We start from the raw sequence: 25,354 nt of genomic DNA, 5'->3' as shown, positions 1-25,354 counted from the left end.
CGACGGGGCGCGGGCGGGGTCAATCGGATGCGTGCGTCAGTTGCGGCACGTCGGCTGCGCCCGCCGAACCCCGGCCGGAGAGCGAGGGGTTCTCCATGAAGAAGCGGTGGCAGCTGAATCCGCTCTCGCCGTCGCCCAGCGGCGCGCGGAAAAAGCTGCCGTCGGGCCGCATCACCCAGCTTTGCGCGGTGTCGGCGAGGTTCGCCGCCATGATCTGATCGACGATCTGCGCCTTCACGGTCGGGTTGCGGATGTCCACCAGCGTCTCGATCCGGCGATTGAGGTTGCGGCCCATCCAGTCTGCGGACGAGATGTAGACCTTCGCCTTCTTCGAGGGCAGGCCGGAGCCGTTGCCGAAGCAGATGATCCGGGAGTGCTCCAGGAACCGTCCGATGATGGATTTCACGCGAATGTTTTCCGACAGCCCCCTGATTCCGGGCCTCAGGCCGCAGATGCCACGGATCACGCAGTCGATCTTCACGCCCGCGCGGCTCGCTTCGTAGAGCGCGTCGATCATGTCGGGCTCGATCAGCGAGTTCATCTTGAGCCAGATGGCGGCGGGGCGCCCGGCCTGCGCGTGCCGGGCCTCCTTCGCGATCATCTCCAGCATCCGGGGCTTGAGCGTGTGCGGCGAGATGGCGAGGTTCTCCAGCCCCTCGGGCAGGGCGTAGCCCGAGAGATAGTTGAAGACCTTGGTCGCATCGCGCCCCAGCGCCGTGTCGCAGGTGAAGAAGCTGAGGTCGGTGTAGATCCTGGCGGTGATCGGGTGGTAGTTGCCGGTCCCGTAGTGGGTGTAGGTCACCAGCTTGTCGCCCTCGCGCCGGACCACCGTGCTGATCTTGGCATGCGTCTTCCAGTCGATGAAGCCATAGACCACATGCGCGCCCGCGCGCTCCAGCATCCGGCTCTGCCGGATGTTGGCGGCCTCGTCGAAGCGCGCCTTGAGTTCGACCAGCGCGGTGACAGACTTGCCGTCCTCGGCTGCCTCGCACAGCGCCTGCACGATGGGCGAGTTGCGCGAGGTGCGGTAGAGCGTCTGCTTGATCGCCACCACGTCGGGGTCGGCGGCGGCCTGCTGCAGGAAGCGCACCACCATGTCGAAGGTCTCGTAGGGGTGGTGCAGCAGCATGTCCTTCTGCCGGATCGCCGCGAACATGTCGCCGTCGTGGTCCTGCACCCGCTCGGGCACCCGCGGCGTGAAGGAGGGCCAGAGCAGGTCGGGACGGCTGTCGAGCACCAGTTCCTTGAGGTCGGCAAGGCCGATGACGCCCTCGATCTCGATCACCTCCTCGGGGATCACCTCGAGCTCGCGCATGATGACCTCCTTCAGCGCCGCGGGCGCCCCGGCGGAGATCTTCATGCGCACCACTTCGCCCCGGCGGCGGCGCTTGAGCGCGACCTCGAACTCGCGCACCAGATCCTCGGCCTCTTCCTCGACCTCCAGATCGCTGTCGCGCAGCACGCGGAAGGCGCAGTGCCCGGCGACCCGATAGCCCGGAAAGAGGCTGTCGAGATGCAGCAGCAAAAGCTCTTCCAGCGGCAGGAAGCGCGCCTGTCCCGCGTCGCCCGGCAGCGGCACGAAGCGGTCGATCTGGTGCGGGATCGGCAGCAGCGCCTGCAGCGGCCAGCCGTCCTTGCGCCGCTCCAGTTGCAGCGCGAGGCTGAAGCCGGTGTTGGGGATGAAGGGAAAGGGATGCGCCGGGTCGATGGCGAGCGGCGAGAGCACCGGGAACACGCGGTCGAGATAGACCTGGCCCAGGTGCGCGCGGTCTTCCGCGGTGAGGGCTTCGCGCTCCGCGATCACGATGCCTTCGGCCTCCATCTGGCTGCGCAGTCCGGCATAGACCGCCTGCTGGCGCTGCATCAGGCGGCGCGCGTCCTCGTCGATCAGCTTGAGCTGTTCGGCGGGCGTCAGGCCGTCGGCGGCGGGCGTGGTGTTGCCCGCCTTGGCCAGTTCGCGCAGGCCGGCGACGCGCACGGTATAGAACTCGTCGAGATTGGTGGCCGAGATCGACAGGAAGCGCAGCCGCTCCAGCAGCGGCACGCCGCGGTTCTCGGCCTCTTCCAGGACGCGCCAGTTGAAGCCAAGCCAGCTGAGTTCGCGGTTGAAGAAGCGCCCGGGGCCGCAGATGCCCTCCGCGGGCGGGTCGGCCGGATCAGGCAGGGGGCTTTCGAGGAAATCCGCGATGCTCATGGCGCTCCTGTGGACATTGTGTGTGACGCCCGCGTGACGGGCCCCGTGGCCGCGACTATCCGGCATCCCGGGGGTGTCCCGCAAGGCGCGGCGGATCAGTCCTGCGTCAGGACCTCTGCCGCGAGCGCGCGGGTCAGCGGGCGCTTCTGCTCCAGCGCGGCGCGGTCCAGCCGCTCGACCGCCTCTGCCGCCCCGGCAAAGGATCGGTCGATGCGCCGCGCGACATAGGTCAGCACGGCCGGGCCGGGCGAAAGCTGCCGGTCCGCGAAGAGCTTGGCCAGCAGCGCGACGAGCAGCCCGTCGTCGGGCGGCGCCAGCCGCGCGAGGGCTGCCGCCTGCAGCCGGCTTTCGAGATCGGGCAGCACGAGGCCCCAGCGGCCGGGCGCGTCCCGCGCGGTCACCAGCAGCGCGCCGCCCTCTGCGAGCACCAGGTTGTGCAGGTGAAACAGCGCAGATTCCGCCGCGCGGTCGCCGGCGATGCGGTCCGCGTCCTCGACCGCGACGGGGGCGGCGGCAAGCGTGGGGATGTCTGCGGCGCCGAGCGCGCCGGCGGGCACGATCCGCGCGCCCGACAGCGCCGCCCAGACATGCGCAAGATGTGTCTTTCCCGCGCCCTCCGGCCCCGTCAGCACAAGCTTGCGGCCCGGCCAGCCCTGCCAGCCCTCGATGGTGGCCAGCGCCGCCGCATTCGCCTCGGACACGAAGAAATCCTCGCGGCCCAGCGCCGGCCGCACCGGGAGGTCGAGACTGAGCTGGCGGGCGCTCACCGCTGTCACTTCTCGTCGTCGAGCGCCTCGAGCCCGCGGTAGAGGCGGCTCGCGCGGTATTGCCGGACCACGAAGCGTGCGATCACCCCCAGCGCGGCGGCCACCGGCACGGCGACCAGCAGGCCCACGAAGCCGAAGAGCGAGCCGAAGACCGAGAGCGCCAGCAAGAGCCACACGGGATGCAGGCCCACCGAATCCCCCACAAGCCGCGGCGTCAGCACGTTGCCCTCGACCAGCTGGCCGACCTGGAAGATCGCGGCCACCAGAACGATCCACAGCCAGTCGCCCCAGAACTGGAAGAGCGCGAGCCCGATCGCCAGCACCCCGCCGACGATGGCGCCTACATAGGGAATGAAGGTCAGGATGCCCGCGACGAAGCCCACCACCAGCCCGAAATTCAGCCCCACCGCCATCAGCGCGACGGCGTAATAGGTGCCCAGGATCACGCAGACGGTGCCCATGCCGCGCAGGAAGCCCGACATCGAGGCGTCGATCTCGCCTGCCAGCTTGCGGATCGTGGGCGCGTGGTCGCGCGGCAGCAGCCTGTCGATCTCGGCCACCATGCGGTCCCAGTCGAGCAGAAGATAGACGGCGACGACGGGCACGATCACGAACAGAAGCACCACGTTGATGAACGAGCCCAACGAGGTGAGCACGGTGTTGAGCAGCTCTGCGCCCCGCGACTGCACCGTCTGCCCGATCTCGTCCATGGTCTGGCGGATCTGGCTGTCGGGCACGACGATGTCGGGAAAGCGCGTGACGAGAAAATCGCGCAGTTGCGCAAAGAGCTCAGGCGCCGTCTCGATCAGCTCGGCGGTCTGGCGGATCAGCGTCGGGATCACCAGCAGCGCCAGCACGACGAAGATCACCACCGCGACGATCGCGATCAGCCCTGTGGCCGCGCCCCGGGTGAGTCCCGCGCGCTCCAGCCGGTCTGCGACGGGGTCGAGGAAATAGGCGATCGCGCCGCCCAGCACGAAGGGCAGAAGGACATCGCCCAGATACCAGAGCACGACGAGAAATACCGCCGTCGCGATCCCCCAGTAGGTGACCTGTTCGCGCACCGGAAGCGCCATTGCGTGCCCTCTTGCCCCGCGCCGGGACTGTCTCGCCGCTTTGCCCCTGCCGATCAAGCGGAAAGCGGTTTCGCCACCGCCTCAGAGCGGCCTGATCTTCAGGCGGGTGATGCGGTTGTCCTTGCGGCCCGCCACCTCGAAGCGGAAGCCGTGGAAGGAGAACACCTGTCCCACCGTCGGGATCGTCTGCGCCTCGTGGATGACAAGGCCGGCGACGGTGTTGGCCTCCTCGTCGGGCAGCGTCCAGTCGGTGGCGCGGTTGAGGTCGCGGATCGTCATCGCACCGTCGACGAGATAGTTGCCGTCGTCGGACTTGCGGACCGGGTGGTCGGCGGCAGGGTCGAACTCGTCGGTGATCTCGCCCACGATCTCCTCGAGGATGTCCTCCAGCGTGATCAGCCCCTCGAGCGAGCCGTATTCGTCCACCACCAGCGCGAAATGGGTCCGGCGGCGCAGGAACTGGCGCATCTGCTCGTCGAGCGTGGTGGTGTCGGGGATGAAATAGGGCTCCATCGCCACCTCGGAGAGGCCGAACTCCGCCAGCACCTCGGCGAGCGTCATCTCCTTTTCCGCCGCTTCCATCCGGCGATAAAGCGCGCGCAGCAGGTCCTTGGCATGGATCACGCCGACGATGTTCTCGGGATCGTCCCGGAAGACCGGCAGACGGGTATGGCTGCTCTCGAGGCACTGGCGCAGGATCTCGGCCGGCTCGGAGCCGGCGTCCAGCATCTCGATCCCCGACCGGTGCAGCATGATCTCCTCGACCGTGCGATCGGACAGGTCGAGCGCGCCCAGGATGCGGTCGCGGTCCTCCTTCTCGACGGCGCCCTCGGCATGGCCCAGCTGCAGCGCGCCCATGATTTCCTCGCGCACCGCCAGGATGTGGCTGTCGGGGTCGGTCTTCACCCCGAAAAGCCGCAGCACGCCCCGCACGAAGAGCCGGACGGCCGAGACCACCGGCGCAAAGACCCGCACCACCACCCGGATCACAGGCGCCACGAGCGATGCCGCGGCCTCGGCATTGGTGATGGCATAGGTCTTGGGCAGCACCTCGGCGAAGACCAGCACCAGCACCGTCATCACCAGCGTGGCCAGCGCCACGCCCGATTCGCCGAAGATCTGGGTGAAGAGCGCCGTGGCGAGCGAGGCGGCCAGGATGTTGACCAGGTTGTTGCCAAGCAGCACGGAGCCGATCAGCCGCTCGTTGTCCTCGGTGATTTGCAGCGCGATTTCCGCGCCCTTCGATCCCTTGTCCGCCTGCGAGCGCAGCTTGCCCCGCGACGAGGCAGTGAGCGCGGTTTCGGAGCCGGAGAAGAAGGCCGACATGACGAGCAGCAGAAGGATCGCCCCGCCGGTCAGCCAGAGGGCGCCGTCGATCGCGGTCTGAGAGGGGTCCATGAAAGGGTCCGTGGGTTTGCCGAAATGAAAGGGTTATGGGATGCGCGGCGGCGCGGTTCAAGCCTCGCGCGCGAGCGGGTGATGGGTGAGCACCAGCGCGCGCAGCCGCTCTTGCAGCACATGGGTGTAGATCTCGGTGGTCGACAGGTCGGCGTGGCCCAGCAGCGTCTGGATCGCGCGCAGGTCCGCGCCGCCCTCCAGCAGATGGGTTGCGAAGGCGTGCCGCAGCGTGTGCGGCGAGACCTGCGCGGGGTCGATGCCCGCGGCCGGCGCCAGCTCCTTCACGATGCCCCAGAAGCGGTGGCGCGTCAGGTGCCCGGCCTTGCCCGTGGACGGGAACAGAAAGCGCGAGGGCCCGCGGCGCGTCTCTGTCGCGGCCTTGTCCTCTGCCGCGTCGCGCAGCGTCAGCCAAACGGCCAGCGCCGCGCGCGCCGGCGGCGACAGTGGGACCATCCGCTCGCGCCCGCCCTTGCCCCTGATCAGAAGCATGCGCGGATCGCCCCGCGCGGCCGCGACGGGCAAAGCCACCAGTTCGCTCACCCGCATCCCCGTGGCGTAGAGCAGTTGGAACAGGCAGCGGGTGCGCGCGCGGTCACGGTCCGTCCGGCCGTGCGTCTCGGCCGCGGCGAGCAGCGCATCGACCTGCGCCCGGCTCAGCGTCCTGGGCAGCGTCTGTCGCTTGCCGGGGCCGCGCAGGGGGGCGGCGGGATCGTCCGCGCGCCAGCCTTCGGAAAATGCGAAGCGATAGAGCTGCCGCACCGAGGACAGCCGCCGCGCGCGGGTCGAGGCGGCAAGGCCCGCGTCCGCGGCCTCTGCCAGCCACCCCTCGATCTCCGTCCGTCCGGCAGTGGCGAGCGAGGCGCCGCGCGCCCCCAGCCAGTCGCAAAACGCCATAAGGTCGCGGCCGTAGGCCAGGCGCGTGTTCTCGGCCGCGCCAGCCTCTGCCGCCTGCGCCTCCAGGAACGCCGAGATCCAGCGCGCGTCGCTCATTGCCCCGGACCCAGCAGCATCGCCATGAGGCCCGCGCGGCGGGCGGTGTCCTCAAGCCCCACGGCGCGGAAGGTGGCCATCGCCGCCGCAAGATCGGGCAGGTCGCCCGCGCGGCCGGAGGTATAAAGCAGCATCGCGCGCAGGATGGCCTCGCCCAGCCTGTCGCCCTCGATCATGGCGGCGAGTTCAGGGGGCGGCGCGGCCTCGAACCCCTCGGCAATCGCTGCGGCGCGGGCATCAGGGGCAGGCGCACGGCCGGGCGTGCCCGCGGCGAGCCTCACCAGGAACCGGGCGCGCGGACTGCCCGCGTCGATGTCTCGCGCAAGGGTTTCGTAGTCCGGCGAAAGCAGGGCGGCTTCCAGCGCGATGTTTCCGGCGTTGCCCGACAGGCGAAGCTCCGCGAGTTGTGCGCCGTAGATTCGCGCGAAGGGCACGCGCAGGCCGGCATCGCCCAGCAGCGGCCAGGCCTCGGTCAGTGCCGCAGCAGCGGCTTCGGCGTCGCCCGCCCCGATCGCGGCATCGAGGCGCTGCACCGCTGCCACGCGGTCCCAGACCCCGCCCGAGGCCGCAGGCGCGCGGTCCGTGTAGATGCCCAGGAGCCGGTTTTCCGAGATCGCCCCGAGGCGCGCCAGCCGCTCGGCGGCAGCGATTTGCGCGCGCCAGCCAAGGTCACCATCCAGGGCCATGACCGCGAAACGCCGTGGCAGGGCCGAGGGGGGCAGGGGGGCGCCGATCGCCTCGCGCAGCCGCACCTCCAGCGCCGAGGGCGCGCGCGAGGGGGCAAGCTCGGGGCCTTCGCCCATTTCGGGGTCGAGGAAGCGCGCCAGCAGATCGCCCATCGGCTCTTTCAGCGTGCCGAGCGCGCGCGCGGCGTCGAGCACAATGGTCGCCGCCGCCCAGTCGCCGCGGCGGGCAAGGCAGAAGACGCGCGGCGCATAGTCGGGCGACAGCGCCATCTGCGCGCGCAGCGCCGCGCAGGGCTCCGTGCTGTCGCCCAGCAGCAGCGACATCTCGAACCAGCGGGCGAAGATCGCGGGCGTTGCGGGGCCGGCGCGGGCCGCCAGCGCCTCTGCGGGCTCCACGGCACCCAGGTCGGCCAGCTTGTCGAGCCGCGCCAGCAGGAGCGTCGCCTGCGGCCCGGCATCGCGCGGCGGCAGCGCCTCTGCCAGAAGAAGCGAATAAAGCAGGCCCTGCATCGCCGGTTGCCCCTCGACCCGTTGCGAGGCGATCAGGCGCGCGAGCTCTGCGGTGCGGCTTTCCCGCCACAGGCTCTGGGGAAATCCGGTGACCGCGGGCGACAGCAGGCCCACCGCGTCGGGCGACGGCGTCTCGGCCAGCGGCTGCACGCTGACCTCGGGCACGACGGCCGTCTTGGCCACAGGCGGCTCCGCCGGACCCGGCCGATCGGGGACGGGCGCCCGCGCCTGAAGCTCCAGCCAGTCGATCGCCGACAGCGGGGCGCCGTCCTGCTGGGCGGGCACTGCTGCGGGCAGGAGCGCGACGGTCAGAGCCGCCGCGCCGAGCGCGCTGCGCCTATTCCACATCGATCTCCACCGGCGTGCGGACCTCCTCTGTCGGGGCCGAGAAATCGGCGCCGAAAAACGGGCCGACATAAGCATAGACCACCAGCGCGATCGCCCCCAGCACCGCGAGATAGAACAGCCATCTGATGATCCGCCACATCGCCCGCTCTGCCCGTCCGCCTCTTTTGACTTCGGTTATATATGGCCTTCGGCCCGAGTTCACGCCATTCACGCGGGGAGATTGACTTTTTTGGCGGCAGACGGTCGACCTGTGGACGATGGGCTGGCATCTGAAGAAGACCGTGGCGATGGTGGGCATGATGGGGGCGGGCAAGACGGCCGTGGGCCGCGCTGTGGCGCAGCGCCTCGGCGTTCCCTTCCTCGACTCGGACGCCGAGATCGAGGCGGCGGCCAACATGACCGTGGCCGAGATCTTCGCCCGCGACGGCGAGGCCTTCTTTCGCGCGAAGGAAGCGCAGGTGCTGCGCAGGCTGCTGGCCGACCGCCCCTGCATCCTGTCCACCGGCGGCGGCGTGTTCATGTCGGCGGAAAACCGGGCCGCCATCCGTGACAGGGGCGCGGCAGTCTGGCTCAAGGTCGATGCCGGCACGCTGTGGGCGCGCGTGCGCAACAAGGACACGAGGCCGCTCTTGCAGACCGCCGACCCGCAAGCCACGCTCGCCCGTCTGCTGGCCGAGCGCGAGCCGGCCTATGCGCGGGCCGATCTGATGGTCGAGGCCGGCCCCGACTGCGCCATCGAGGAAACCACGGGCCGGGTGGTCGAGGCGCTGCTGTCCCGGCCCGACGTGCTGGAGGCGCGATGACGATCGAGACGCTGAGGGTCGAACTGGGCGCGCGCGGCTACGACATCCGCATCGGCGCGGGGCTGCTGGCGCGCGCCGGCGCCGAGATCGCGCCGCTGCTGGCGCGCCCGCGGGTCTGGGTCGTGGCCGACAGGGCGGTTGCCGCGCGCCACTGGGCCACGCTGGAGGCGGGGCTTGCGGCGGAAGGCATCGCCGCGCGGCGGCTCGACCTGCCGCCCGGCGAGATCACCAAGAGCTGGGACCGGCTGCGCGAGGTGGTCGAGTGGCTGCTGGCCGAACGGGTGGAGCGCCGCGATCTGGTCCTTGCCCTGGGCGGCGGGGTGATCGGCGACCTGGTTGGTTTCGCCGCCGCGATCCTGCGCCGCGGCGTGCGCTTCGTGCAGCTGCCCACAACGCTGCTTGCGCAGGTCGACAGCTCTGTGGGCGGCAAGACCGGGATCAACAGCCCGCAGGGCAAGAACCTGATCGGCGCCTTCCACCAGCCCTCGCTGGTGCTGGCCGACATCGCGGCGCTGGAGACGCTGCCGCGGCGCGACCTGCTGGCGGGCTACGCCGAGGTGGCGAAATACGGTCTGCTGGGCGACGCGGATTTCTTCGAGTGGCTGGAAGAGCATGGCGCGGCGATCGCCGGCGGCGACCTGGCCGCGCGGATCGAGGCGGTGCGCCGCTCCTGCGCGATGAAGGCCGCCATCGTGGCGCGCGACGAGACCGAGCAGGGCGAGCGCGCGCTGCTGAACCTGGGCCACACCTTCGGCCACGCGCTGGAGGCCGCGACCGGCTACTCCGACCGGTTGCTGCACGGCGAGGGCGTCTCGGCCGGCTGCGCGCTGGCCTTCGAGCTTTCCGCGCGGCTGGGGCTCTGCGCGCAGGAAGAGCCGTCGCGCGTGCGCGCGCATTTCCGCGACATGGGCATGGTGACCGATCTGGCCGACATCCCCGGCCCGCTGCCCGCCACGCAGGGCCTGATCGCGCTCATGGCACAGGACAAGAAGGTTTTGGACGGGCGTCTGCGCTTCATCCTCGCGCGCGGGATCGGGCAGGCCTTCGTCGCCGACGAGGTGCCGGAGGCGCCGCTGCGCGCGGTGCTCGACGACGCGCTGGCGGCGCGCTAGCGCCCGCGCCGGCCCTGCAGCACCATCAGCTCGCCCAGGTTCTCGCGGGTGATGTAGCCGATCAGGTATCCGCCCTCGCGCACCACGGCGACGGCGGGCGCGTTCTGCCGGTACATCGCGTCGAAGACCGACTCGAGCCCGGTGGCCAGGCCGACCGAGGGGATGTCGGTGGCCATCACTTCTGCCACGCGGCGGCTGGCGTGGCCCTCGGCGCTTTCGCGGAAGATGTCGTTGCGCGTGAGCAGGCCCAGCAGGCGCCCCTGCGCGTCGAGCACGGGGAACTCGCCCTGCGTCGTGCGGATCAGCGCCTGACCGGCCGCGCCTACGGTGTCGTCGGGCCCGAGACTGTCGAAGGTGGTGATCATCGCGTCGCGGGCGCGCATCCGGCGCGCCACCTCGCGCATCGCCACATCGTTCGATTCCGCCCCCGCCGCGATGAAGACGAAGAAGGCGATCAGCAGCAGAACGGGGTTGCCGCCGACGAGCCCCAGAAGCCCCAGCGCGAAGGCAAGGACCTGCCCGCCGGCCGCGGCGATCTGCGTCGCGCGGACGCGGTCGGTGATCAGCGACAGCGCGGCGCGGAACACCCGCCCGCCATCCATCGGGAAGGCCGGAAGCAGGTTGAAGACGGCGAGGAAGAGGTTCACAGCCGCCAGCCGGGCAAGAAAGCTCGTCTCCGGGTCGGCCACGTTCTCCAGCGAGGCGGACCAGGTCTGCGCGCCCAGGATCAGCACCAGCGCGGCCCATATCACGATGTTCACCGCCGGCCCCGCGAGCGCCACGAGGATTTCCTGCCCCGGCTTCTCGGGCATCGATTCGAGCCGCGCGAGCCCGCCGATGGGCAGCAGCGTGATATCGGGCGTCCTGATCCCGTAGCGCCGCGCGGTCAGCGCGTGGCCGAATTCATGCGCCACGACGCAGGCGAAGAGCGCCGCGACGAAGATCAGGTTCTCGACGGCGGCAGGCCAGCCGCCATCGAGGAAGGCAACCAGCCCCACCCACAGCAGGAGCAGGAAGAAGGTGGCATGTACCCGAAGCTCCGACCCGAAGAGCCGGCCGATGGAGAAGGACCATGTCATGCCCGTGATCTAGGGGGTGCGGAGGGCAAGGGAAAGGGCGCGCAGGGATCGTGTCTCGCGCCGGGTCGGTCCGCCGCAAGGGGGGCTGTCTGCCGCCCGTCGCGCGCCCGGCGCGCTCACCCCCGCGTGGATCTCCATCCAGGAAGAATGACGGACGACCCGCGCGTGTCGTTCGGCGGGCCCCTGCGGCCGAAGCGGTGCGCCTCGCGAAGGGGTGACCGGCCGCGGCCGAGGGGCGACCGCTGAACCTGCGGTGCGGGGCAGGGCGGGGCGCTGGGCGTCGGCGGTCTTGGTGGGGCGTCTAGAACGGGATCTCGTCGTCGTAGTCGCGCGAGCCGCCGCCGCCCCCTCCGAAGCCGCCGTCGTCGGGCGGGCCGGAGCGGCCGCCGCCGTAGCCTCCGCCCCCGCCGGCGTGGTCGTCGCCGCCGCCGCCCCCGCGGCTGTCGAGCATGGTCAGGGTGCTGTTGGGACCGCTTACGACGACTTCGGTGGAATATCGGTCCTGCCCGGACTGGTCCTGCCATTTCCGGGTCTGAAGCTGACCTTCGATGTAGACCTTGGAACCCTTGCGCAGGTATTGTTCGGCCACCCGGACCAGACCCTCTCCACGCAGCACGATGCTATGCCACTCGGTCCGCTCCCGCCGTTCGCCGGTGTTCCGGTCCTTCCAGGTTTCGCTGGTTGCGATCCGCAGGTTGCAGAGTTTGCCGCCGTCCTGAAACGTGCGCACCTCCGGGTCGCGGCCCAGATTGCCGATCAGGATGACCTTGTTCACCGAGCCTGCCATGCGTTCCTCCGTCGTTCGTTGCGCCCCGTTACATCACCGCGGCATGGTTAAGGAAAGCCAAAAAAGCTTGGCTGGCCTGAGCGCAGTTGTGCGGCTATACTCGCGGCGGGACAGGAACGGGACGGATGAAGGGACTTCTCGCCACGCTGGCCGCGGTCGCGCTCGTTCTGCCGGTCTCCGCGCCGGCCGACGTTCTGTCGTCGAAAAACCGGGCACATCTCTTCCGGTCGCAGACATCCGTGCTCGATAACCGCGCGGCGCAGCAATACCGCAACTCGGTCCGCCTGCAACCGCCGCAGGCCGAAGTTCCCACGAAATGGGGCAACGCGCCCGCCTTCGAGGGGCGCTATCGCGGCGAGTGGCTGGCGGTGGCCAAGGAGGCGGCACGCCGGCACGGCATCCCGGAGAACCTCTTCCTGCGGCTGGTGCAGCAGGAATCGAACTGGAACCCGCGCGCGGTGTCGCACAAGGGGGCGCGGGGACTTGCGCAGCTGATGCCGGTGACGGCAGGCATGCTGGGCATCGATCCCGACGACCCCCACCAGAACCTGGACGGGGGCGCACGCTACCTTGCCGAACAGTATCGCGCCTTTCGCGACTGGCGGCTGGCGCTTGCCGCCTACAACGCCGGGCCGGAGGCGGTGCGCAAGCACGGCGGGGTGCCGCCCTACGACGAGACGCAGAATTACGTGCGGGTGATTCTCGGCCGTTGACGGCCGCATCGCGCGCCGAACGCTGAGCCGGAGGCCGTGAAGGGCCTTGCAAGGCCCTTCTGCGCGGGCTGCGGCAGTCGCGCGCCGGGGCTGCATCCCGACGCGGGAAAGGCGCTTGCAAGCGCCTTGGACCCGCCCGTGCTGCGCTACTCCGCGGCGACCTTGATCACCGGCTCCATGCTCTCGAACTCCGCGGCCGAGAGGTGGCATTTCACCTGGTGGCCGGTGCCGAGCGTCACCATCGGCGGCACCTCGGTCTCGCACTTGTTGCCGGGCACCTTCGCCTTCCAGCGGCAGCGCGTCTGGAAGGGGCAGCCGGGCGGCGGGTTCATCGCGGAGGGAATCTCGCCCTCGAGCACGATGCGCTTCTTCTCGACATGGGTGTCGGCGATGGGCACGGCAGAGAGCAGCGCCTCGGTATAGGGGTGATAGGGCGGGGCGAAGACCTGGTCCGTCGAGCCGATCTCGACCACATGGCCCAGATACATCACCATGACCCGGTCCGAGAGGTACCGCACGATCGACAGGTCGTGGCTGATGAACAGCAGCGTCGTCTTCTGCTCGCGCTGGATCTCCATCAGAAGATCGGTGACCGCGGCCTGAACGCTGACGTCCAGCGCCGAGACCGGCTCGTCCGCCACCACGATCCGCGCGCCGCCGGCGAAGGCGCGGGCGATGCCCACGCGCTGCTTCTGTCCGCCGGAAAGCTGGCGCGGCATCCGGTCGGCGAATTCGCGCGGCAGCTTCACGAGGTCGAGGAGTCCCAGCATCTTCTCGCGGCGCTCTGCCTCGGAGTTGCCGAACTTGAAGACCTCGAGCGCGCGCATGATCTGCCGGCCAACGGTCATCGACGGGTTTAGCGTGTCGAAGGGGTTCTGGAAGACCATCTGGATGTCGGCGACGGTCTGGGTATCCCTGTCCTCGATCCCGATCTTCTCGATGTTGCGGTTGTCGAGCAGGATCTGCCCGTCGGTCGCGGTCTCGAGGCCCATCAGCACCTTGGCGAAGGTCGACTTGCCGCAGCCCGATTCCCCCACGATGGCAAGCGTCTCCGATTCCCGCGCTTCGAAGCTCAGCGTCTCGTTGGCCTTCACGACGCGCTTTTCGCCGCCGCCGAAGAGCGCGTTGGCCGCCACCTCGTAGTATTTCTTCAGCTTGTCCATCTTCAGCACGGTCTGGCCGATCTCGGCCTTCTCCTTGTGCTCCTCCGCGATCAGCGGCTTGTCCCAGTCGATCTCGCGCCAGCGCAGGCAGCGGGACTCATGCGTGCCCGCCTCGTCCACGTTTTCCATCCAGATGTGGCCCTGATCGCAGCGCCCGGCCTCGAAATAGTCGCAGCGCGGGCCGAAGTTGCAGCCCGGCGGCCGCTCGTGGGGCAGGGGGAAGTTGCCGGGAATGGCCTTGAGGGGACGCTCGTTCTTGTTCGCGCCCGGCAGCGGGATCGAGCGGAAGAGCGCCTGCGTGTAGGGGTGGCGCATCTTGTTGAACACGGTTTCGATGTCGCCGCGCTCGACCGCCTCGCCGGAATACATCACGCAGATGCGGTCGCAGGTTTCGAGCACGAGCCCGAGGTTGTGGCTGATGAAGAGCATCGAGGTGCCGTATTTGCGCCCGAGGTCCTTCACCAGGTCCACGACGGCCGCCTCGACCGTCACGTCGAGCGCGGTTGTGGGCTCGTCGAGAATGAGCAGCGAGGGTTTCGACATCAGCGCCATCGCGATGACGATGCGCTGCTGCTGGCCGCCCGACAGCTGGTGCGGATAGCTCTTCATGATGCGCTCGGGGTCGGGCAGCTTCACGTCGGCGACCGTCTCGAGCGCGCGGGCCCACGCTTCCTTTTCCGAGATGCCCTCGTGGATCATCGGCACCTCGATCAGCTGCCTGCCGATCTTCATCGCCGGGTTCAGGCTGGCCATCGGTTCCTGGTAGATCATCGCGATCTCGTGACCGCGGATGTCGCGCAGCTCGTCGTCGGTCATCGCGCTCAGGTCGCGGCCCTTGTAGGTGATCGAGCCACCGACAACCTTTCCGTTCACGCCCAGGTCCTGCATCACGCCAAGCGCCACGGTGGACTTGCCGCAGCCCGATTCGCCCACGAGGCCCACGGCCTCGCCCGGCTGCACCGTCACGGAAAAGTCCATCACGGCCGGGATCTCGCGCAGCCGGGTGAAGAAGGAGATCGAGAGTCGGTCGATCTCCAGAATCGGGCCGTCATAGTCCCATTTCGCCATGTGCCTCTCCCTTGTCGGAGCGTCGTGGTGTTGCGGCGCGCTCATCGCTCCCTCCGGTCGCGCTTCGCGAGACGCGGCCGAAGGGCACGCCAAGCGGCGCCGGGATCAGTCGCGCAGGGATTCCTCCCTCAGCCCGTCGGCCAGCAGGTTGAGCCCCAGCACGAGGCTCAGGAGCGACAGCGCCGGCGGCAGGGCGGGGTGCAGGTAGATCGACAGGAGCTTGCGCCCCTCGTTGATCGTCGAGCCCCAGTCGGGGGATTCCGGCGGCAGGCCCAGGCCGAAGAAGCCCAGCGTGCCCAGCAGGATCGTGGTGTAGCCGATCCGCAGGCAGAAATCGACGATCAGCGGCCCGCGCGCGTTGGGCAGGATCTCCCACAGCATGATGTACCAAACGCCCTCGCCGCGGGTCTGCGCGGCGGCGACGTAGTCGCGCGTCTTGATGTCCATCGTCAGGCCCCGGACGATGCGGAACACCGTGGGCGAGTTGACGAACATCACCGCCACGAAGACCACCAGGATGCCGCCGGGGATGTCGAAGAGATCGAGGAAGGCGAGCGGCCCCAGGAAGTCGATCCTCGAGCCCTGCTGGTGGACGAGCGACAGGTAGAGCCAGCCCAGCACCACCAGGATCACCGCCAGCACCGGCGTTCGGATCGCCGGCTGCGTGTGGTAGCGCGAATTCACCAGCACGGTGACGAAGATGATCGGGAAGAGGAACAGCACCGCCGCCATGTAGACGGGGATGCCGGTCGCCACGATCTCGGGCGTGACCAGCAGGTAGAAGAGCAGGATCACCGGGAAGGCGAGGATGAGGTTGGCAAGGAAGGACAGGAAGGTGTCCAGCCGACCGCCGTAGAAGCCCGCCGGCAGGCCCAGCGTGATGCCCACCATGAAGGCGAAGAGCGTGGCGAAGGGGGCGATCTTCATCACCTCCCAGCCGCCCTCGATCATGCGCGAGAAGACGTCGCGCGCCAGGTTGTCGCCGCCCAGCAGGTAATAGGGGTAGATGCCGCGCTCGGCGGCGTCCTGCACCGGGCTGCCGGGAATCTCGTTCTTCATGCCGGAGATCTGGTTGAGCGGGTCATGCGTGACGATCATGTCGAGCGGTCCGCCGAAGACCGCGGCGAAGACCCAGAACATCACGATGCCGAAGCCGATCATGCCGATCATGCTGTCGAAGAGCTTGCCGTAGAGGCCGAGCCGCCGCTTGAACCGGATCGACAGCGCGAAGGTCACGACGAGCGCGATCCAGACCGGCGTGAGCCGCCCGGCGAGGGTGGCGATGATCCCCTTGGTCTGCGCGTCGGGGATCACCATGCCGGCGACGATGTAGGCAAGACAGCAGGCGAGAAAGAGCAGCACCGCGTATTTCATCGCCATCGTCGCGTAGTCGAGCGGCGAGCGGCTGACCAGCACCGCCTGCCCGTTCTCGTAGGCGATCTCGCCGGATTTCGATCCGGCGAACGACAGTCCCAGGTTGGCGACGAGCGCCAGCAGGAAGACCGCCACCGCGGCCATCATCAGCGGCGTCAGGACGGGGCCGAGGGCGCCGGTCCAGGTCAAGGGTTCCATGATCCTGCCCTCCTGCTCAGGTGACGCTGATGCGCGGGTTGAGATAGACGTAGCCGATGTCCGAGATCAGCTGCGTGACCAGCACCACGATCACCGACACCACCGAAACCGCGAGCAGCAGCTCGATGTCGTTGTTGCCCGCCGCCTGCACCAGCGTCCAGCCAAAGCCCTTGTAGTTGAACAGCGTCTCCACGATCACGACGCCGTTCAGCAGCCAGGGGAACTGCAGCATGATCACCGTGAAGGGCGCGATCAGCGCGTTCCTGAGCGCGTGCTTCATCACGATGTTGGGAAAGCTCACGCCCTTGAGCCGCGCGGTGCGGATGTATTGCGCGGTCATCACCTCGGCCATCGAGGCGCGGGTCATCCGGGCGATGTAGCCCATGCCGTAAAGCGCGATGGTCAGCACCGGCAGGAAGAAGTTCTCGAAGGTCGGGTTGTCCATCGCCGCCGTCGCGGTGCCCTTGAACCACCGCAGGCCCACGGCAGAGGAGGCGAAGACCGCGATCAGGATCACGCCCGAGACGTATTCCGGCGTCGCCGTCGTGGTGATCGCGAAGGTCGACAGCGTCCGGTCGGTGCGCGAGCCCTCGCGCATCCCCGCCAGCACGCCCACCAGAAGCGCAGTGGGCACCATCAGCAGCATGACCCACAGCATCAGGTAGCCCGTCAGACCCAGCCGGGTGGCGATGATGTCAGAGACGTTCTCGCGGAACACGGTGGAGTAGCCCCAGTCGCCCTGCAGAACGCCGCAGAAGCGCGGCGCCTCTGCCGCGATCTCGGGCGCGACGTCGCCGTCGATGCAGCGGCCGCGGATCCGCGTCTCGCCGCCCGAGGTGACCTCTTGCGTCCAGCCCGGCGCCACGCCCAGCCATTGCGCGTATTTCAGCGGCACGGGCTCGAGATAGCCGCGATTGCCGAGCCACTGGGTGACCTCGGCGTCGGTCATCCGCATGTTGCCCTGCGCCTTCGCGAGCTTCTCGAGATTTGGATAGAGGTTCGTCAGGAAGAAGACGATGAAGGTCAGGCAGAGCGCGGTGAGGAGCATCACCCCCAGCCGCCTCAGAAAGAACAATCCCATGCGCGCCCCTGTCGGTCAGTCGGCGACGGGCTCTTGTCGCGCCCCGTCCGCTTCCGGTTATTCTTGCATCGGGACGGGGCGCGGCCGGACCGCGCCCCGTCCGCCTCTCAGGCCTTGAAGCCGAGCTGGTAGGAGTGGACCTCGAAGGTCGGGTGCATCTCCGCGCCCACCACCTCGTCGGTGTAGTGGCGGTAGATCGAGCGCCAGTAGGGCTGGATGATCACGCCGTCGTCGCGCAGCATCTGCTCGATCTCGGCCATCACCTCGCGGCGCTTGTCCGCATCGGCGATGGACAGCGCCTCTGCCAGCTTCGAGTCGAACTCGGGGTTGGCATAGGCCGTCTCGTTCCAGGCCTCGCCCGTGCGATAGGCCAGCGCCAGCACCTGCACCCCCAGCGGGCGCATGTTCCAGTTCGTCGAGCTGAAGGGATACTGCGCCCAGTCGTTCCAGAAGGTCGAGCCGGGCAGCACCGTCCGGCGCACGTTGATGCCCGCGTCGCGCAGCTGGGCCGCCACCGCATCGGTGGTGTTCTTGCGCCAGTCGTCGTCGATCGAGATCAGCTCGTGCTCGAAATCGGCCATCCCGGCCTCTTCCATCAGCGCAACCGCGCCCGCGGGATCGTGCGGCGCCGGGCCGATGTCGGCATACTCGGGGTGGATCGGGCAGACATGATGGTTGGCCGCGACGGTGCCGAGCCCTGCGTAGCCCAGTTCGAGACAGACGGCGTTGTCCACCGCCATCGCCAGCGCACGACGCACGCGGGCGTCGGCGTAGGGCTTCTCGCCATCCACTTCCGCCTCCTGGTTCGGGCGGATGGTGATGGTGTTGGCGGTCACGGCCTCGGACTTTGTCCAGCCGATGGCGTCGAGGATCTCGATGAACTCGCCCACCGACTCGTAGAGCACGTCCACCTCTTCGGCTTCCGCCGCCGAGATCCAGGAGGCCGGGTCGGTTCCGAAGTCGACGAATTCCAGCCGGTCGAGATACGGGCCGCCGTAGACGTCGGTGCCCCACCACGTGTGATCGGGGTTGCGCACCAGCACCGAGCGGATGCCGACCTCGTGGCTCTCGGGCAGGAAGGGGCCGGTGCCGATCGGCACCTCGGCCGGATCCTCGCCGTTGTAGGAGGGATGCACGATCGCGCCCGGATAGTCCGCGAACCCCGCGATCAGCGTGATGTCGGGCACCGAGGGGCGCAGGACGATCTCGTATTCGCCGGTCACCTCGATCGCGTCTTCGCGGGCCTGCCCGGTCTCTTCATCGATGAGCGAGGCCATGCGCGCGGCCATCGAGTTGGCCTCGACGTCGCGCTCGCACCAGCGGCGGATGTTGTGCGCCACGTCCTCGGCCGTGAAGGCATCGCCGTTGTTCCAGGTCACGCCCTCGCGGACCTTGAGGACGTATTCCGTCGCGTCCTCGTTGATCTCCCAGCTTTCCAGCAGCATGGGCCGGAACGAGCCGTCCGCCTGGTATTCCACCAGATAGTCGAGCCAGCAGCGATAGACGTTGGCGATCTCCGACCAGTCCGCCGTGCGCGGATCCTTGAGCGCGCGCACGTCCATCTGGAACCGCAGGGTGCCGCCGTCGCGCGCCTCCTGTGCCTTTGCGGCGCCGGGCATCGCGAGGCCGCCAAGCGCGTAGGCACCCGCCGCCGTCACCCCGAGGCTCGTCGTGCGCGCGAGGAATTCGCGACGGCTCAGCTTGCCCTCACGGAACTCGCGCGCATACATCCGGGCGGCCGGATGCACGGGCTTTCCGTTGATCGTCGGGTGGGTCATCGGTCTCTCCCCTTGTTACGTTCGTGACGTTCCGCCGGCGGCGCCGGCAGACGTTCGGTGGCCGCTGGACGGCGATACCTTACCATTCGGCACGCTTTGATTGCGTCCGTCAATGATTGCTTTCGGCGAAGGCCGTTACAAAAGCGACATGGGCAGAGAGAAAAAACGACATGTCCGGCTTTGTCCAGACCCGTCGGGCTCAGGCGCCGGCCGCCCTGCGCCTTGGCGCCGCGGACGCGCCTCCCCCGTGGTGGGCGAGGTAGCGCTCGAAATAGTCCGTGCTGGCAAAGCCCAGCCGCTCGGCCGCGTCGGCCGGGCCAAGCCCGGGCCGCGCGAGCATCATCCGCGCCTCGTGGACGACGCGTTCGGTCAGGATCTCGTCGGCGCTGCGCCCCGCGCAGTCGCGGCACACACGGTCGAGCTCGCGCATCGGCACGCCCAGCTCGTCCGCAAAGTCGCCCGGCAGCTGCCCGGACCGGAAGCCCGTGACGACGCGGCGGCAGAAGTCCTGCACCATCGTCTCGGCCGCGGTCTGCCGGCGCGCCTCGGCGGGCTGCAACTGGATCTGGCGCCGGAGCCAGACGGAGGCCAGCGCGGCCTGGGCCGCCTGAGCCTCGGCCATCAGCGGCTGCGCGCGGCTCTGTTCGCGTTGCATCGCCTCGAGGATTCCGGTGATCTCGGCCTGCGCCCGGTTGTCGCGCAGGCGCAGGTGATGGGGCGAACCCGGAAGCCCAAGCGGCAGCCATGTGGGAATTTCCAGCGCCAGCCCGAAGCCCTGCGCGCCGATCTCGTAGGCGAAAAGGGTACCCGCCGGAACGAAAAGCGCGTTGTGCACCGACACGCCGCGTCGCAGCCCCTCGATCGTCACCCGGCCCTGTCCCCTGGTGGTCCAGATCAGCAGGTGCTGCGGACGGTCGTGCAGCAGCGAGAGTTGCCAGGCACCCTGCGGCGCAAGCTGCGATAGCGTGACGCAGCGCGCTGCGGCGCGCTGATCCGTGAGCGATCGGATGAAGCTCATGGCGCGGACGATTCCCTTCGAGTCTCCCTGTCTGCATCGCACCTCGACCCCCCGTTTGCCAACCCGTGGCCGGGGAGAACGGCGCGTCGGAACGCGTGCTCGGCGGCCCGTCGCCTGCGGCGCGGGCGGATCAGGCGGTGCGCGCGTCCACCGTGTGCCATGCGCCCATTCTCGCGCGGAACCATGTGCGCTGACGCTTCGCGAAACGGCGGGTCGCGGCGATCGCGTCGGCGCGGGCCGCCTCGAGCGACAGCTCTCCGCGCAGATGCGCCGCCAGTTCCGGCGCGCCGATCGCCTTGGCGGCCGGCAGGTCCGCGCGCCAGCGGGGCAGCAGCGCGCGCACCTCGTCAAGCGCGCCGTGCCCGAGCATGGCATCGAAGCGGGCCTCGATCCGGTCTGCCAGCCACTCTCGCGGCGCGGCGACGACGATCGGCAGGGTCCGGCCGAGCGGCAGCAGGGGCGGGCCGGTCTCGTCCTGCCATCGCGCAAGGCCGCGCCCGGTCGCGCGCAACACTTCCCAGGCACGGCTCACCCGCGCGGGATTGGCGCGGTCGATGCGCGCCGCGGTCTCGGCGTCCAGCTCGGCCAGCAGCGCGGGCAACCCGCCCTCCGCGAGCCGTGCGTTCGCTTCCGCGCGCACGCTCTTGGGGATCGGCGGAATTTCTGCAAGCCCCTCGGTCAGCGCCGAAAAATACAGCCCGGTGCCCCCGGTCACGATCGGGCGCCGGCCGTCTGCAAGCAGCGGCGCGACGTCGCGCAGCCATTGGCCCACGGAATACTCCTCTTCCGCCGGCAGAAAGCCGTAGAGCGCGTGAGGCGCGCGGGCTTCCTCTGCCGGAGTGGGCCGCGCGCTGAGCGCGCGCCAGCAGCCGTAGACCTGCACCGCGTCGGCGTTGACGATCACGCCGCCCTGCGCCTCGGCGATCCGGAGCGCCAGCGCCGACTTGCCGCTTGCCGTCGGGCCGGCGATCAGCACCGGGAGGTCACGGGGGATATCGTTCAGTTCCAATGATTTGGGGGCGGTCATTCGGCTGGCGCAAACGGTCCGGCGCGGGCGCATTGAACCCGCCCGGCTTTTCGGACATTTTGCGCGCGACCCTAGACCTGCCCCGGAGCGCGCGCAACATGGCATCCCAGCCCCCCAAGACCACCTACCGGCGCGTGATGCTCAAGCTCTCGGGCGAGGCGTTGATGGGACCGCAGGCCTACGGGCTGCACCCGCCCACCGTGGCCCGCATCGCGCGCGAGGTCGCCTCGGTCCACGAGTTGGGCGTGGAGATCTGCATGGTGATCGGCGGCGGCAACGTCTTTCGCGGGTTGCAGGGCGCGGCGCAGGGGATGGAGCGCACCACCGCCGACTACATGGGGATGCTGGCCACGGTGATGAACGCGCTTGCCGTGCAGTCCGCGCTGGAAAGCCTGGGCGTCTTCACCCGCGTCATCAGCGCGATCCCGATGGACCAGATCTGCGAGCCCTACATCCGTCGCCGCGCTGTGCGGCATCTGGAGAAGAAGCGCGTCTGCATCTTCGCGGCAGGCACCGGCAATCCCTATTTCACCACTGACACGGCGGCCACGCTGCGCGCCAACGAGATGGCCTGCGAGGCGATCTTCAAGGGAACGAAAGTGGATGGCGTCTACGATTCCGACCCGATGACGAATCCGGAGGCCACGCGCTACGACCGGATCACCTATGACCAGGTGCTGGCCGACCACCTGAAGGTGATGGACGCCTCGGCGATCGCGCTGGCGCGGGACAACAACCTGCCGATCATCGTCTTCTCGCTGGACGAGCCGGGCGGCTTCCGGGGCATTCTTGCCGGGGAAGGCACCTATACAATGGTGCACGGCTGACGATAGACTGGCGCAAAGGCGAAAGCGCCCGAGGAAAAAGAGCAGAGCGATGGCGGACGACGAGATCGAGATCGACACCGACGACCTTGAGCGGCGCATGCAGGGCGCGATGGCATCGCTCAAGACCGAGATGAACAGCCTGCGCACCGGCCGCGCCTCGGCCTCGATGCTCGAGCCGGTCATGGTCGAGGCATACGGCACGAAGACACCGATCAACCAGGTGGGCACGGTAAACGTGCCCGAGCCGCGGATGATCACCATCAACGTCTGGGACAAGAGCCTGGTCGGCAAGGTCGAGAAGGCGATCCGCGAAAGCGGGCTCGGGATAAACCCCCAGCTCAACGGCACGATCATCATGCTGCCGATCCCGGAACTGAACGAGGAACGGCGCCGCGAGCTGGGCAAGGTCGCCGCGCAGTATGCCGAAAGCGCGCGCGTCGCGATCCGCAACGTGCGCCGCGACGGCATGGACCAGATCAAGAAGGCCAAGGCGCAGGGCATGTCCGAGGACGAGCAGAAGCTCTACGAAGACGAGGTGCAGGAGCTTACGGACCGCTACATCAAGGCTGTGGATCAGGCGCTCGAATCCAAGCAGTCCGAAATCATGCAGGTGTGAGGGGGATGCCGGTTCCCCCCGCCCAGAGCGCCGCAACGCGCGGCCCGCGTCATGTGGCGATCATCATGGACGGCAACGGCCGCTGGGCGACGATGCGTGGCCGCCCGCGAATCTTCGGGCATCACGCGGGCGCCAGGCGCGTGCGCGAGATCGTCGAGGCCTGCCCGGACTACGGGGTCGACTATCTGACCGTTTTCGCCTTCTCGACGGAGAACTGGAAACGGACGCAGGCCGAGGTCGCGGGCCTGATGAGCCTGTTTCGCGGCTATATCCGGCGCGAGGCGCGGGCGCTGCTTGCCAACGACGTGCGGGTGCGGTTCATCGGCGACCGCGTGCGCCTCGACGCGAAGCTCGTCGGACTGATGGACGAGCTCGAGGCGCTGACGCAACAGTGCCAGACCACCCATCTTACCGTTGCGCTCAACTACGGGGGCCGGGACGAGGTGGCGCGGGCGACCAGGCGGCTGGCCGAGGATGTCGCGCGCGGGCACCTGCGCCCCGAGGACGTGAACGAGGAGACGCTGCCGCGTTACCTCGACACCTGCGTGCTGCCGGACCCGGATCTCGTGATCCGCACCAGCGGCGAGGCCCGAATCTCCAATTTCCTGCTGTGGCAGTCGGCCTATGCGGAATATGAATTCGTCGATACGCTGTGGCCCGATTTCACCCGTGCCGAGTTCGGCCGTCTGCTGGCAAGCTACGCGCGGCGCGACCGGCGCTTCGGCGGGGTGAAGGTGGCGGCGGCGGGCGGCGCGGTCGCGCGGTAGGCCCATGGCGACAGGCGCCAGGTGGGACGACCTGACCGTGCGGCTGGGCACGGGCGCGGCCTTGGTGGCGATCGGGGCCGGGGGCATCTGGGCGGGGGGGCACGTCTTTCACGCGCTGGTCGCGTTGATCTGCGGCCTCATGGTCTGGGAACTGGTCGGCATGCTGATGCCGGGCTGGCGCGGGCAGATCGGGCTCGGGCTTCTGACGGGCGGGGCGGCGATGGTGGCGATCTACCTGCCGCCGGGTCTTGCGCTGCCGCTGCTGATCGCGCCCGCGATCCTGGGCTTCGGGCTGATCGCGCGGGAGCGTGCGCTCTACATGGGCTACACGGTCCTGGTGCTGCTGGCCGGGTTCGGCATGATGGCGCTGCGCGACGATTTTGGCGTGACCTGGATGCTGTGGCTGGTGGCCGTAGTCGTGGCGAGTGACGTGATGGGCTATTTCGCCGGCCGGATGATCGGCGGGCCGAAGTTCTGGCCGCGCGTGAGCCCGAAGAAGACGTGGTCCGGCACGGTGGCCGGCTGGCTGGGCGGCGCCGCCGTGGGCACCGGCTTTGCCGGCCTGACCGGCGCCGGCACCGGGCTGATCGCTGTGTCCATCGCGGTGGCGCTGGCCGCGCAGATGGGCGACATCGCCGAAAGCGCGATCAAGCGGCATGTCGGGGTGAAGGACAGTTCGTCGCTGCTGCCCGGGCACGGCGGGCTTCTGGACCGCTTCGACGGAATGCTTGGGGCCTCGGTCTTCGTGCTGATCGCGGAACAGGTCGTGGCCTTTCCGCCGGGGGTTCCCTCGTGAAGCGGGTCTCGATCCTGGGCGCCACGGGCTCGATCGGGCAGAACACGCTCGATCTGATCCATCGTGCTGGGGAAGATGACTTCGAGGTCGTGGCGCTGACCGGCGGGCGAAACGTGGCGCAGCTGGCCGCAGATGCGCGCCGGGTCCGCGCGCAGGTGGCCGTGACGGCGCATGAGGAGTGCCTGGACGACCTGCGCGCCGCGCTCGAAGGCTCGGGCGTGGAGGCAGCGGCCGGGCAGGGCGCGCTGATCGAGGCCGCCGCGCGCCCCGCGGACTGGGTGATGTCGGCCATCGTGGGCGCCGCGGGCCTTGCCCCGGGCCTCGCGGCGCTGGAACAGGGCGCGACGCTGGCGCTGGCCAACAAGGAAAGCATGGTCTGCGCCGGCCCCTTGGTGATGGAGACCGCGCGCAGGCACGGTGCCACGGTCCTGCCGGTGGACAGCGAGCACAGCGCCATCTTTCAGGGCCTCGTGGGCGAGGACCGCGCGGCGGTGGAACGCATCGTCATCACCGCAAGCGGCGGCGCCTTCCGCGACTGGCCGCTGGAGCGGCTGGCGCAGGCCACGCTGGCCGAGGCCTCGACCCATCCCAACTGGGCGATGGGCCAGCGCATCACGATCGACAGCGCATCGATGTTCAACAAGGCGCTGGAAGTCATCGAAACCCGTGAATTCTTCGGGATAGACCCCGCGCGGATCGAGGTGCTGGTGCACCCTGAATCCATCGTCCACGCGCTGGTGGGATTCGCCGACGGAGCGCTGATGGCGCATGTCGGGCCGCCGGACATGCGCCATGCGATCGGCTATGCGCTGAACTGGCCGGAGCGGCGCGCGCTGCCGGTCGAGCGGCTGGACCTGGCGCAGGTGGGGCAGCTGACCTTCCGCGCGCCGGACGACCGCCGTTACCCCGCGCTTCGGCTTGCGCGCGAGGTGATGGCGCGCGGCGGGCTCTGCGGTGCCGCCTTCAACGCCGCGAAGGAAACGGCGCTCGACGGCTTCATCGCCGGGCGTATCGGATTCCTGAAGATGGCCGAGGTGGTCGAGGAGACGCTCACCCGGCTTTCGTCAGAGCCGGGTCGCATTGATGCCGCTTTCACCCTAGATAACGTTTCGGCATTGGATGCCCTTGCCCGCGCGACCGCGCGAAACATCATTTCCGAACGAGCAGCCTGAGGAGCC

Annotated in this window: 23 protein-coding genes; 8 read left to right on the top strand and 15 right to left on the bottom strand. The window is 69.1% G+C overall.

What is annotated here, in order from left to right; genetic code table 11:
* Nucleotides 1-19: 19 nt before the first annotated feature.
* The 7 genes from ACLFOB_RS01050 to ACLFOB_RS01020 form a co-directional block, all read right to left on the bottom strand.
* The gene (locus tag ACLFOB_RS01050; protein WP_410917941.1) at nt 20-2,194 is read right to left on the bottom strand and encodes an RNA degradosome polyphosphate kinase; all 2,175 of its coding nucleotides are present in this window, start codon (nt 2,192-2,194) and stop codon (nt 20-22) included.
* A 95-nt stretch (nt 2,195-2,289) separates the two neighbouring features.
* Nucleotides 2,290-2,961 carry a chromosomal replication initiator DnaA gene (locus tag ACLFOB_RS01045; RefSeq protein ID WP_410917942.1) on the bottom strand — a complete coding sequence of 224 codons (672 nt, stop codon included), beginning with the start codon at nt 2,959-2,961 and terminating at the stop codon, nt 2,290-2,292.
* A 5-nt stretch (nt 2,962-2,966) separates the two neighbouring features.
* The gene (locus tag ACLFOB_RS01040) at nt 2,967-4,037 is read right to left on the bottom strand and encodes an AI-2E family transporter (protein WP_410924400.1); all 1,071 of its coding nucleotides are present in this window, start codon (nt 4,035-4,037) and stop codon (nt 2,967-2,969) included.
* A gap of 81 nt (nt 4,038-4,118) precedes the next feature.
* A complete protein-coding gene (locus ACLFOB_RS01035; RefSeq protein WP_410917719.1) occupies nt 4,119-5,435 on the bottom strand; it encodes an HlyC/CorC family transporter in 1,317 nt (438 codons plus the stop codon).
* A gap of 57 nt (nt 5,436-5,492) precedes the next feature.
* Nucleotides 5,493-6,425 (bottom strand): tyrosine recombinase, encoded by a 933-nt coding sequence (locus ACLFOB_RS01030; protein ID WP_410917720.1) that lies wholly within the window; start codon nt 6,423-6,425, stop codon nt 5,493-5,495.
* The gene (locus ACLFOB_RS01025; RefSeq protein ID WP_410917721.1) at nt 6,422-7,969 is read right to left on the bottom strand and encodes a hypothetical protein; all 1,548 of its coding nucleotides are present in this window, start codon (nt 7,967-7,969) and stop codon (nt 6,422-6,424) included. Before ACLFOB_RS01025 ends, ACLFOB_RS01030 begins: the two co-directional genes overlap by 4 nt.
* Entirely contained in the window at nt 7,959-8,108 is a 150-nt protein-coding gene (locus ACLFOB_RS01020) for a hypothetical protein (RefSeq protein WP_410917722.1), read from the bottom strand. The genes ACLFOB_RS01025 and ACLFOB_RS01020 overlap by 11 nt, the downstream gene beginning before the upstream one ends.
* 118 nt (nt 8,109-8,226) lie before the next feature.
* On the opposite strand from ACLFOB_RS01020, the gene ACLFOB_RS01015 reads away from it, so the two are divergent.
* Complete coding sequence (locus tag ACLFOB_RS01015; RefSeq protein WP_410924398.1) at nt 8,227-8,772, top strand: shikimate kinase; 546 nt, start codon at nt 8,227-8,229, stop codon at nt 8,770-8,772.
* Complete coding sequence (gene aroB, locus ACLFOB_RS01010; protein ID WP_410924396.1) at nt 8,769-9,884, top strand: 3-dehydroquinate synthase; 1,116 nt, start codon at nt 8,769-8,771, stop codon at nt 9,882-9,884. Before ACLFOB_RS01015 ends, aroB begins: the two co-directional genes overlap by 4 nt.
* On the opposite strand, the gene ACLFOB_RS01005 is transcribed toward aroB, so the two are convergent.
* Together ACLFOB_RS01005 and ssb are read right to left on the bottom strand one after the other, a co-directional pair.
* A complete protein-coding gene (locus ACLFOB_RS01005) occupies nt 9,881-10,963 on the bottom strand; it encodes a M50 family metallopeptidase (RefSeq protein ID WP_410924394.1) in 1,083 nt (360 codons plus the stop codon). The two genes, aroB and ACLFOB_RS01005, sit on opposite strands and share 4 nt — an antisense overlap.
* A 301-nt stretch (nt 10,964-11,264) precedes the next feature.
* A complete protein-coding gene (ssb, locus tag ACLFOB_RS01000) occupies nt 11,265-11,750 on the bottom strand; it encodes a single-stranded DNA-binding protein (RefSeq protein WP_410917728.1) in 486 nt (161 codons plus the stop codon).
* 125 nt (nt 11,751-11,875) lie between these two features.
* Between ssb and ACLFOB_RS00995 the strand changes: the two genes are divergently transcribed.
* Entirely contained in the window at nt 11,876-12,463 is a 588-nt protein-coding gene (locus ACLFOB_RS00995; RefSeq protein WP_410917729.1) for a lytic transglycosylase domain-containing protein, read from the top strand.
* 146 nt (nt 12,464-12,609) lie between these two features.
* Here the strand turns inward: ACLFOB_RS00995 and ACLFOB_RS00990 are convergent, their stop codons facing one another.
* The 6 genes from ACLFOB_RS00990 to miaA all read right to left on the bottom strand — a co-directional run bounded on the left by ACLFOB_RS00990 (nt 12,610) and on the right by miaA (nt 21,170).
* The gene (locus ACLFOB_RS00990; protein ID WP_410917730.1) at nt 12,610-14,694 is read right to left on the bottom strand and encodes a dipeptide ABC transporter ATP-binding protein; all 2,085 of its coding nucleotides are present in this window, start codon (nt 14,692-14,694) and stop codon (nt 12,610-12,612) included.
* 105 nt (nt 14,695-14,799) lie between these two features.
* On the bottom strand, nt 14,800-16,266 hold the full coding sequence (locus ACLFOB_RS00985) for an ABC transporter permease (protein ID WP_410924392.1): 1,467 nt from the start codon (nt 16,264-16,266) through the stop codon (nt 14,800-14,802).
* Nucleotides 16,267-16,282: 16 nt separating this feature from the next.
* Nucleotides 16,283-17,347 carry an ABC transporter permease gene (locus ACLFOB_RS00980; protein ID WP_410924390.1) on the bottom strand — a complete coding sequence of 355 codons (1,065 nt, stop codon included), beginning with the start codon at nt 17,345-17,347 and terminating at the stop codon, nt 16,283-16,285.
* 107 nt (nt 17,348-17,454) lie between these two features.
* On the bottom strand, nt 17,455-19,125 hold the full coding sequence (locus ACLFOB_RS00975) for an ABC transporter substrate-binding protein (protein WP_410924388.1): 1,671 nt from the start codon (nt 19,123-19,125) through the stop codon (nt 17,455-17,457).
* 199 nt (nt 19,126-19,324) lie between these two features.
* Nucleotides 19,325-20,143: an AraC family transcriptional regulator gene (locus tag ACLFOB_RS00970; RefSeq protein WP_410924386.1), complete on the bottom strand. Its 819-nt coding sequence runs from the start codon at nt 20,141-20,143 to the stop codon at nt 19,325-19,327.
* Between the two features lie 130 nt (nt 20,144-20,273).
* On the bottom strand, nt 20,274-21,170 hold the full coding sequence (gene miaA, locus ACLFOB_RS00965) for a tRNA (adenosine(37)-N6)-dimethylallyltransferase MiaA (RefSeq protein ID WP_410924384.1): 897 nt from the start codon (nt 21,168-21,170) through the stop codon (nt 20,274-20,276).
* 98 nt (nt 21,171-21,268) lie between these two features.
* Here miaA and pyrH point away from each other — a divergent pair, with 98 nt between their 5' ends.
* The 5 genes from pyrH to dxr are packed head-to-tail and all read left to right on the top strand — an operon-like array spanning nt 21,269 to nt 25,348.
* Entirely contained in the window at nt 21,269-21,997 is a 729-nt protein-coding gene (gene pyrH / locus ACLFOB_RS00960) for a UMP kinase (protein WP_410916680.1), read from the top strand.
* Between the two features lie 49 nt (nt 21,998-22,046).
* The gene (gene frr, locus ACLFOB_RS00955) at nt 22,047-22,613 is read left to right on the top strand and encodes a ribosome recycling factor (RefSeq protein ID WP_410916679.1); all 567 of its coding nucleotides are present in this window, start codon (nt 22,047-22,049) and stop codon (nt 22,611-22,613) included.
* A 5-nt stretch (nt 22,614-22,618) separates the two neighbouring features.
* Nucleotides 22,619-23,380 (top strand): polyprenyl diphosphate synthase, encoded by a 762-nt coding sequence (uppS, locus tag ACLFOB_RS00950; RefSeq protein ID WP_410916678.1) that lies wholly within the window; start codon nt 22,619-22,621, stop codon nt 23,378-23,380.
* A 4-nt stretch (nt 23,381-23,384) separates the two neighbouring features.
* Nucleotides 23,385-24,176, top strand: a complete 792-nt coding sequence (locus ACLFOB_RS00945) for a phosphatidate cytidylyltransferase (RefSeq protein WP_410924382.1) — start codon at nt 23,385-23,387, stop codon at nt 24,174-24,176.
* Nucleotides 24,173-25,348 carry a 1-deoxy-D-xylulose-5-phosphate reductoisomerase gene (gene dxr, locus ACLFOB_RS00940; protein WP_410916676.1) on the top strand — a complete coding sequence of 392 codons (1,176 nt, stop codon included), beginning with the start codon at nt 24,173-24,175 and terminating at the stop codon, nt 25,346-25,348. Before ACLFOB_RS00945 ends, dxr begins: the two co-directional genes overlap by 4 nt.
* Nucleotides 25,349-25,354: the final 6 nt, after the last annotated feature.

The sequence above is a fragment of the Rhodosalinus sp. genome (genome assembly GCF_046542825.1).
In the GTDB taxonomy this organism is placed as follows: domain Bacteria; phylum Pseudomonadota; class Alphaproteobacteria; order Rhodobacterales; family Rhodobacteraceae; genus Rhodosalinus.
This window is presented reverse-complemented; position numbering and strand designations above follow the sequence as displayed.

What these genes read in the sequence shown, in the direction of transcription:
- ACLFOB_RS01035 (WP_410917719.1), bottom strand. Translation starts at nt 5,435, where the DNA reads ATGGACCCCTCTCAGACCGCGATCGACGGCGCCCTCTGGCTGACCGGC.
- ACLFOB_RS00990 (WP_410917730.1), bottom strand. Translation starts at nt 14,694, where the DNA reads ATGGCGAAATGGGACTATGACGGCCCGATTCTGGAGATCGACCGACTC.
- ACLFOB_RS01025 (WP_410917721.1), bottom strand. Translation starts at nt 7,969, where the DNA reads ATGTGGAATAGGCGCAGCGCGCTCGGCGCGGCGGCTCTGACCGTCGCG.
- aroB (WP_410924396.1), top strand. Translation starts at nt 8,769, where the DNA reads ATGACGATCGAGACGCTGAGGGTCGAACTGGGCGCGCGCGGCTACGAC.
- ACLFOB_RS01005 (WP_410924394.1), bottom strand. Translation starts at nt 10,963, where the DNA reads ATGACATGGTCCTTCTCCATCGGCCGGCTCTTCGGGTCGGAGCTTCGG.
- pyrH (WP_410916680.1), top strand. Translation starts at nt 21,269, where the DNA reads ATGGCATCCCAGCCCCCCAAGACCACCTACCGGCGCGTGATGCTCAAG.
- miaA (WP_410924384.1), bottom strand. Translation starts at nt 21,170, where the DNA reads ATGACCGCCCCCAAATCATTGGAACTGAACGATATCCCCCGTGACCTC.
- ACLFOB_RS00945 (WP_410924382.1), top strand. Translation starts at nt 23,385, where the DNA reads ATGGCGACAGGCGCCAGGTGGGACGACCTGACCGTGCGGCTGGGCACG.
- ACLFOB_RS00975 (WP_410924388.1), bottom strand. Translation starts at nt 19,125, where the DNA reads ATGACCCACCCGACGATCAACGGAAAGCCCGTGCATCCGGCCGCCCGG.
- ACLFOB_RS00995 (WP_410917729.1), top strand. Translation starts at nt 11,876, where the DNA reads ATGAAGGGACTTCTCGCCACGCTGGCCGCGGTCGCGCTCGTTCTGCCG.
- frr (WP_410916679.1), top strand. Translation starts at nt 22,047, where the DNA reads ATGGCGGACGACGAGATCGAGATCGACACCGACGACCTTGAGCGGCGC.
- ACLFOB_RS00985 (WP_410924392.1), bottom strand. Translation starts at nt 16,266, where the DNA reads ATGGAACCCTTGACCTGGACCGGCGCCCTCGGCCCCGTCCTGACGCCG.
- ACLFOB_RS01030 (WP_410917720.1), bottom strand. Translation starts at nt 6,425, where the DNA reads ATGAGCGACGCGCGCTGGATCTCGGCGTTCCTGGAGGCGCAGGCGGCA.
- uppS (WP_410916678.1), top strand. Translation starts at nt 22,619, where the DNA reads ATGCCGGTTCCCCCCGCCCAGAGCGCCGCAACGCGCGGCCCGCGTCAT.
- ACLFOB_RS00970 (WP_410924386.1), bottom strand. Translation starts at nt 20,143, where the DNA reads ATGAGCTTCATCCGATCGCTCACGGATCAGCGCGCCGCAGCGCGCTGC.
- ACLFOB_RS00980 (WP_410924390.1), bottom strand. Translation starts at nt 17,347, where the DNA reads ATGGGATTGTTCTTTCTGAGGCGGCTGGGGGTGATGCTCCTCACCGCG.
- ACLFOB_RS01050 (WP_410917941.1), bottom strand. Translation starts at nt 2,194, where the DNA reads ATGAGCATCGCGGATTTCCTCGAAAGCCCCCTGCCTGATCCGGCCGAC.
- ssb (WP_410917728.1), bottom strand. Translation starts at nt 11,750, where the DNA reads ATGGCAGGCTCGGTGAACAAGGTCATCCTGATCGGCAATCTGGGCCGC.
- ACLFOB_RS01020 (WP_410917722.1), bottom strand. Translation starts at nt 8,108, where the DNA reads ATGTGGCGGATCATCAGATGGCTGTTCTATCTCGCGGTGCTGGGGGCG.
- ACLFOB_RS01015 (WP_410924398.1), top strand. Translation starts at nt 8,227, where the DNA reads ATGGGCTGGCATCTGAAGAAGACCGTGGCGATGGTGGGCATGATGGGG.
- ACLFOB_RS01040 (WP_410924400.1), bottom strand. Translation starts at nt 4,037, where the DNA reads ATGGCGCTTCCGGTGCGCGAACAGGTCACCTACTGGGGGATCGCGACG.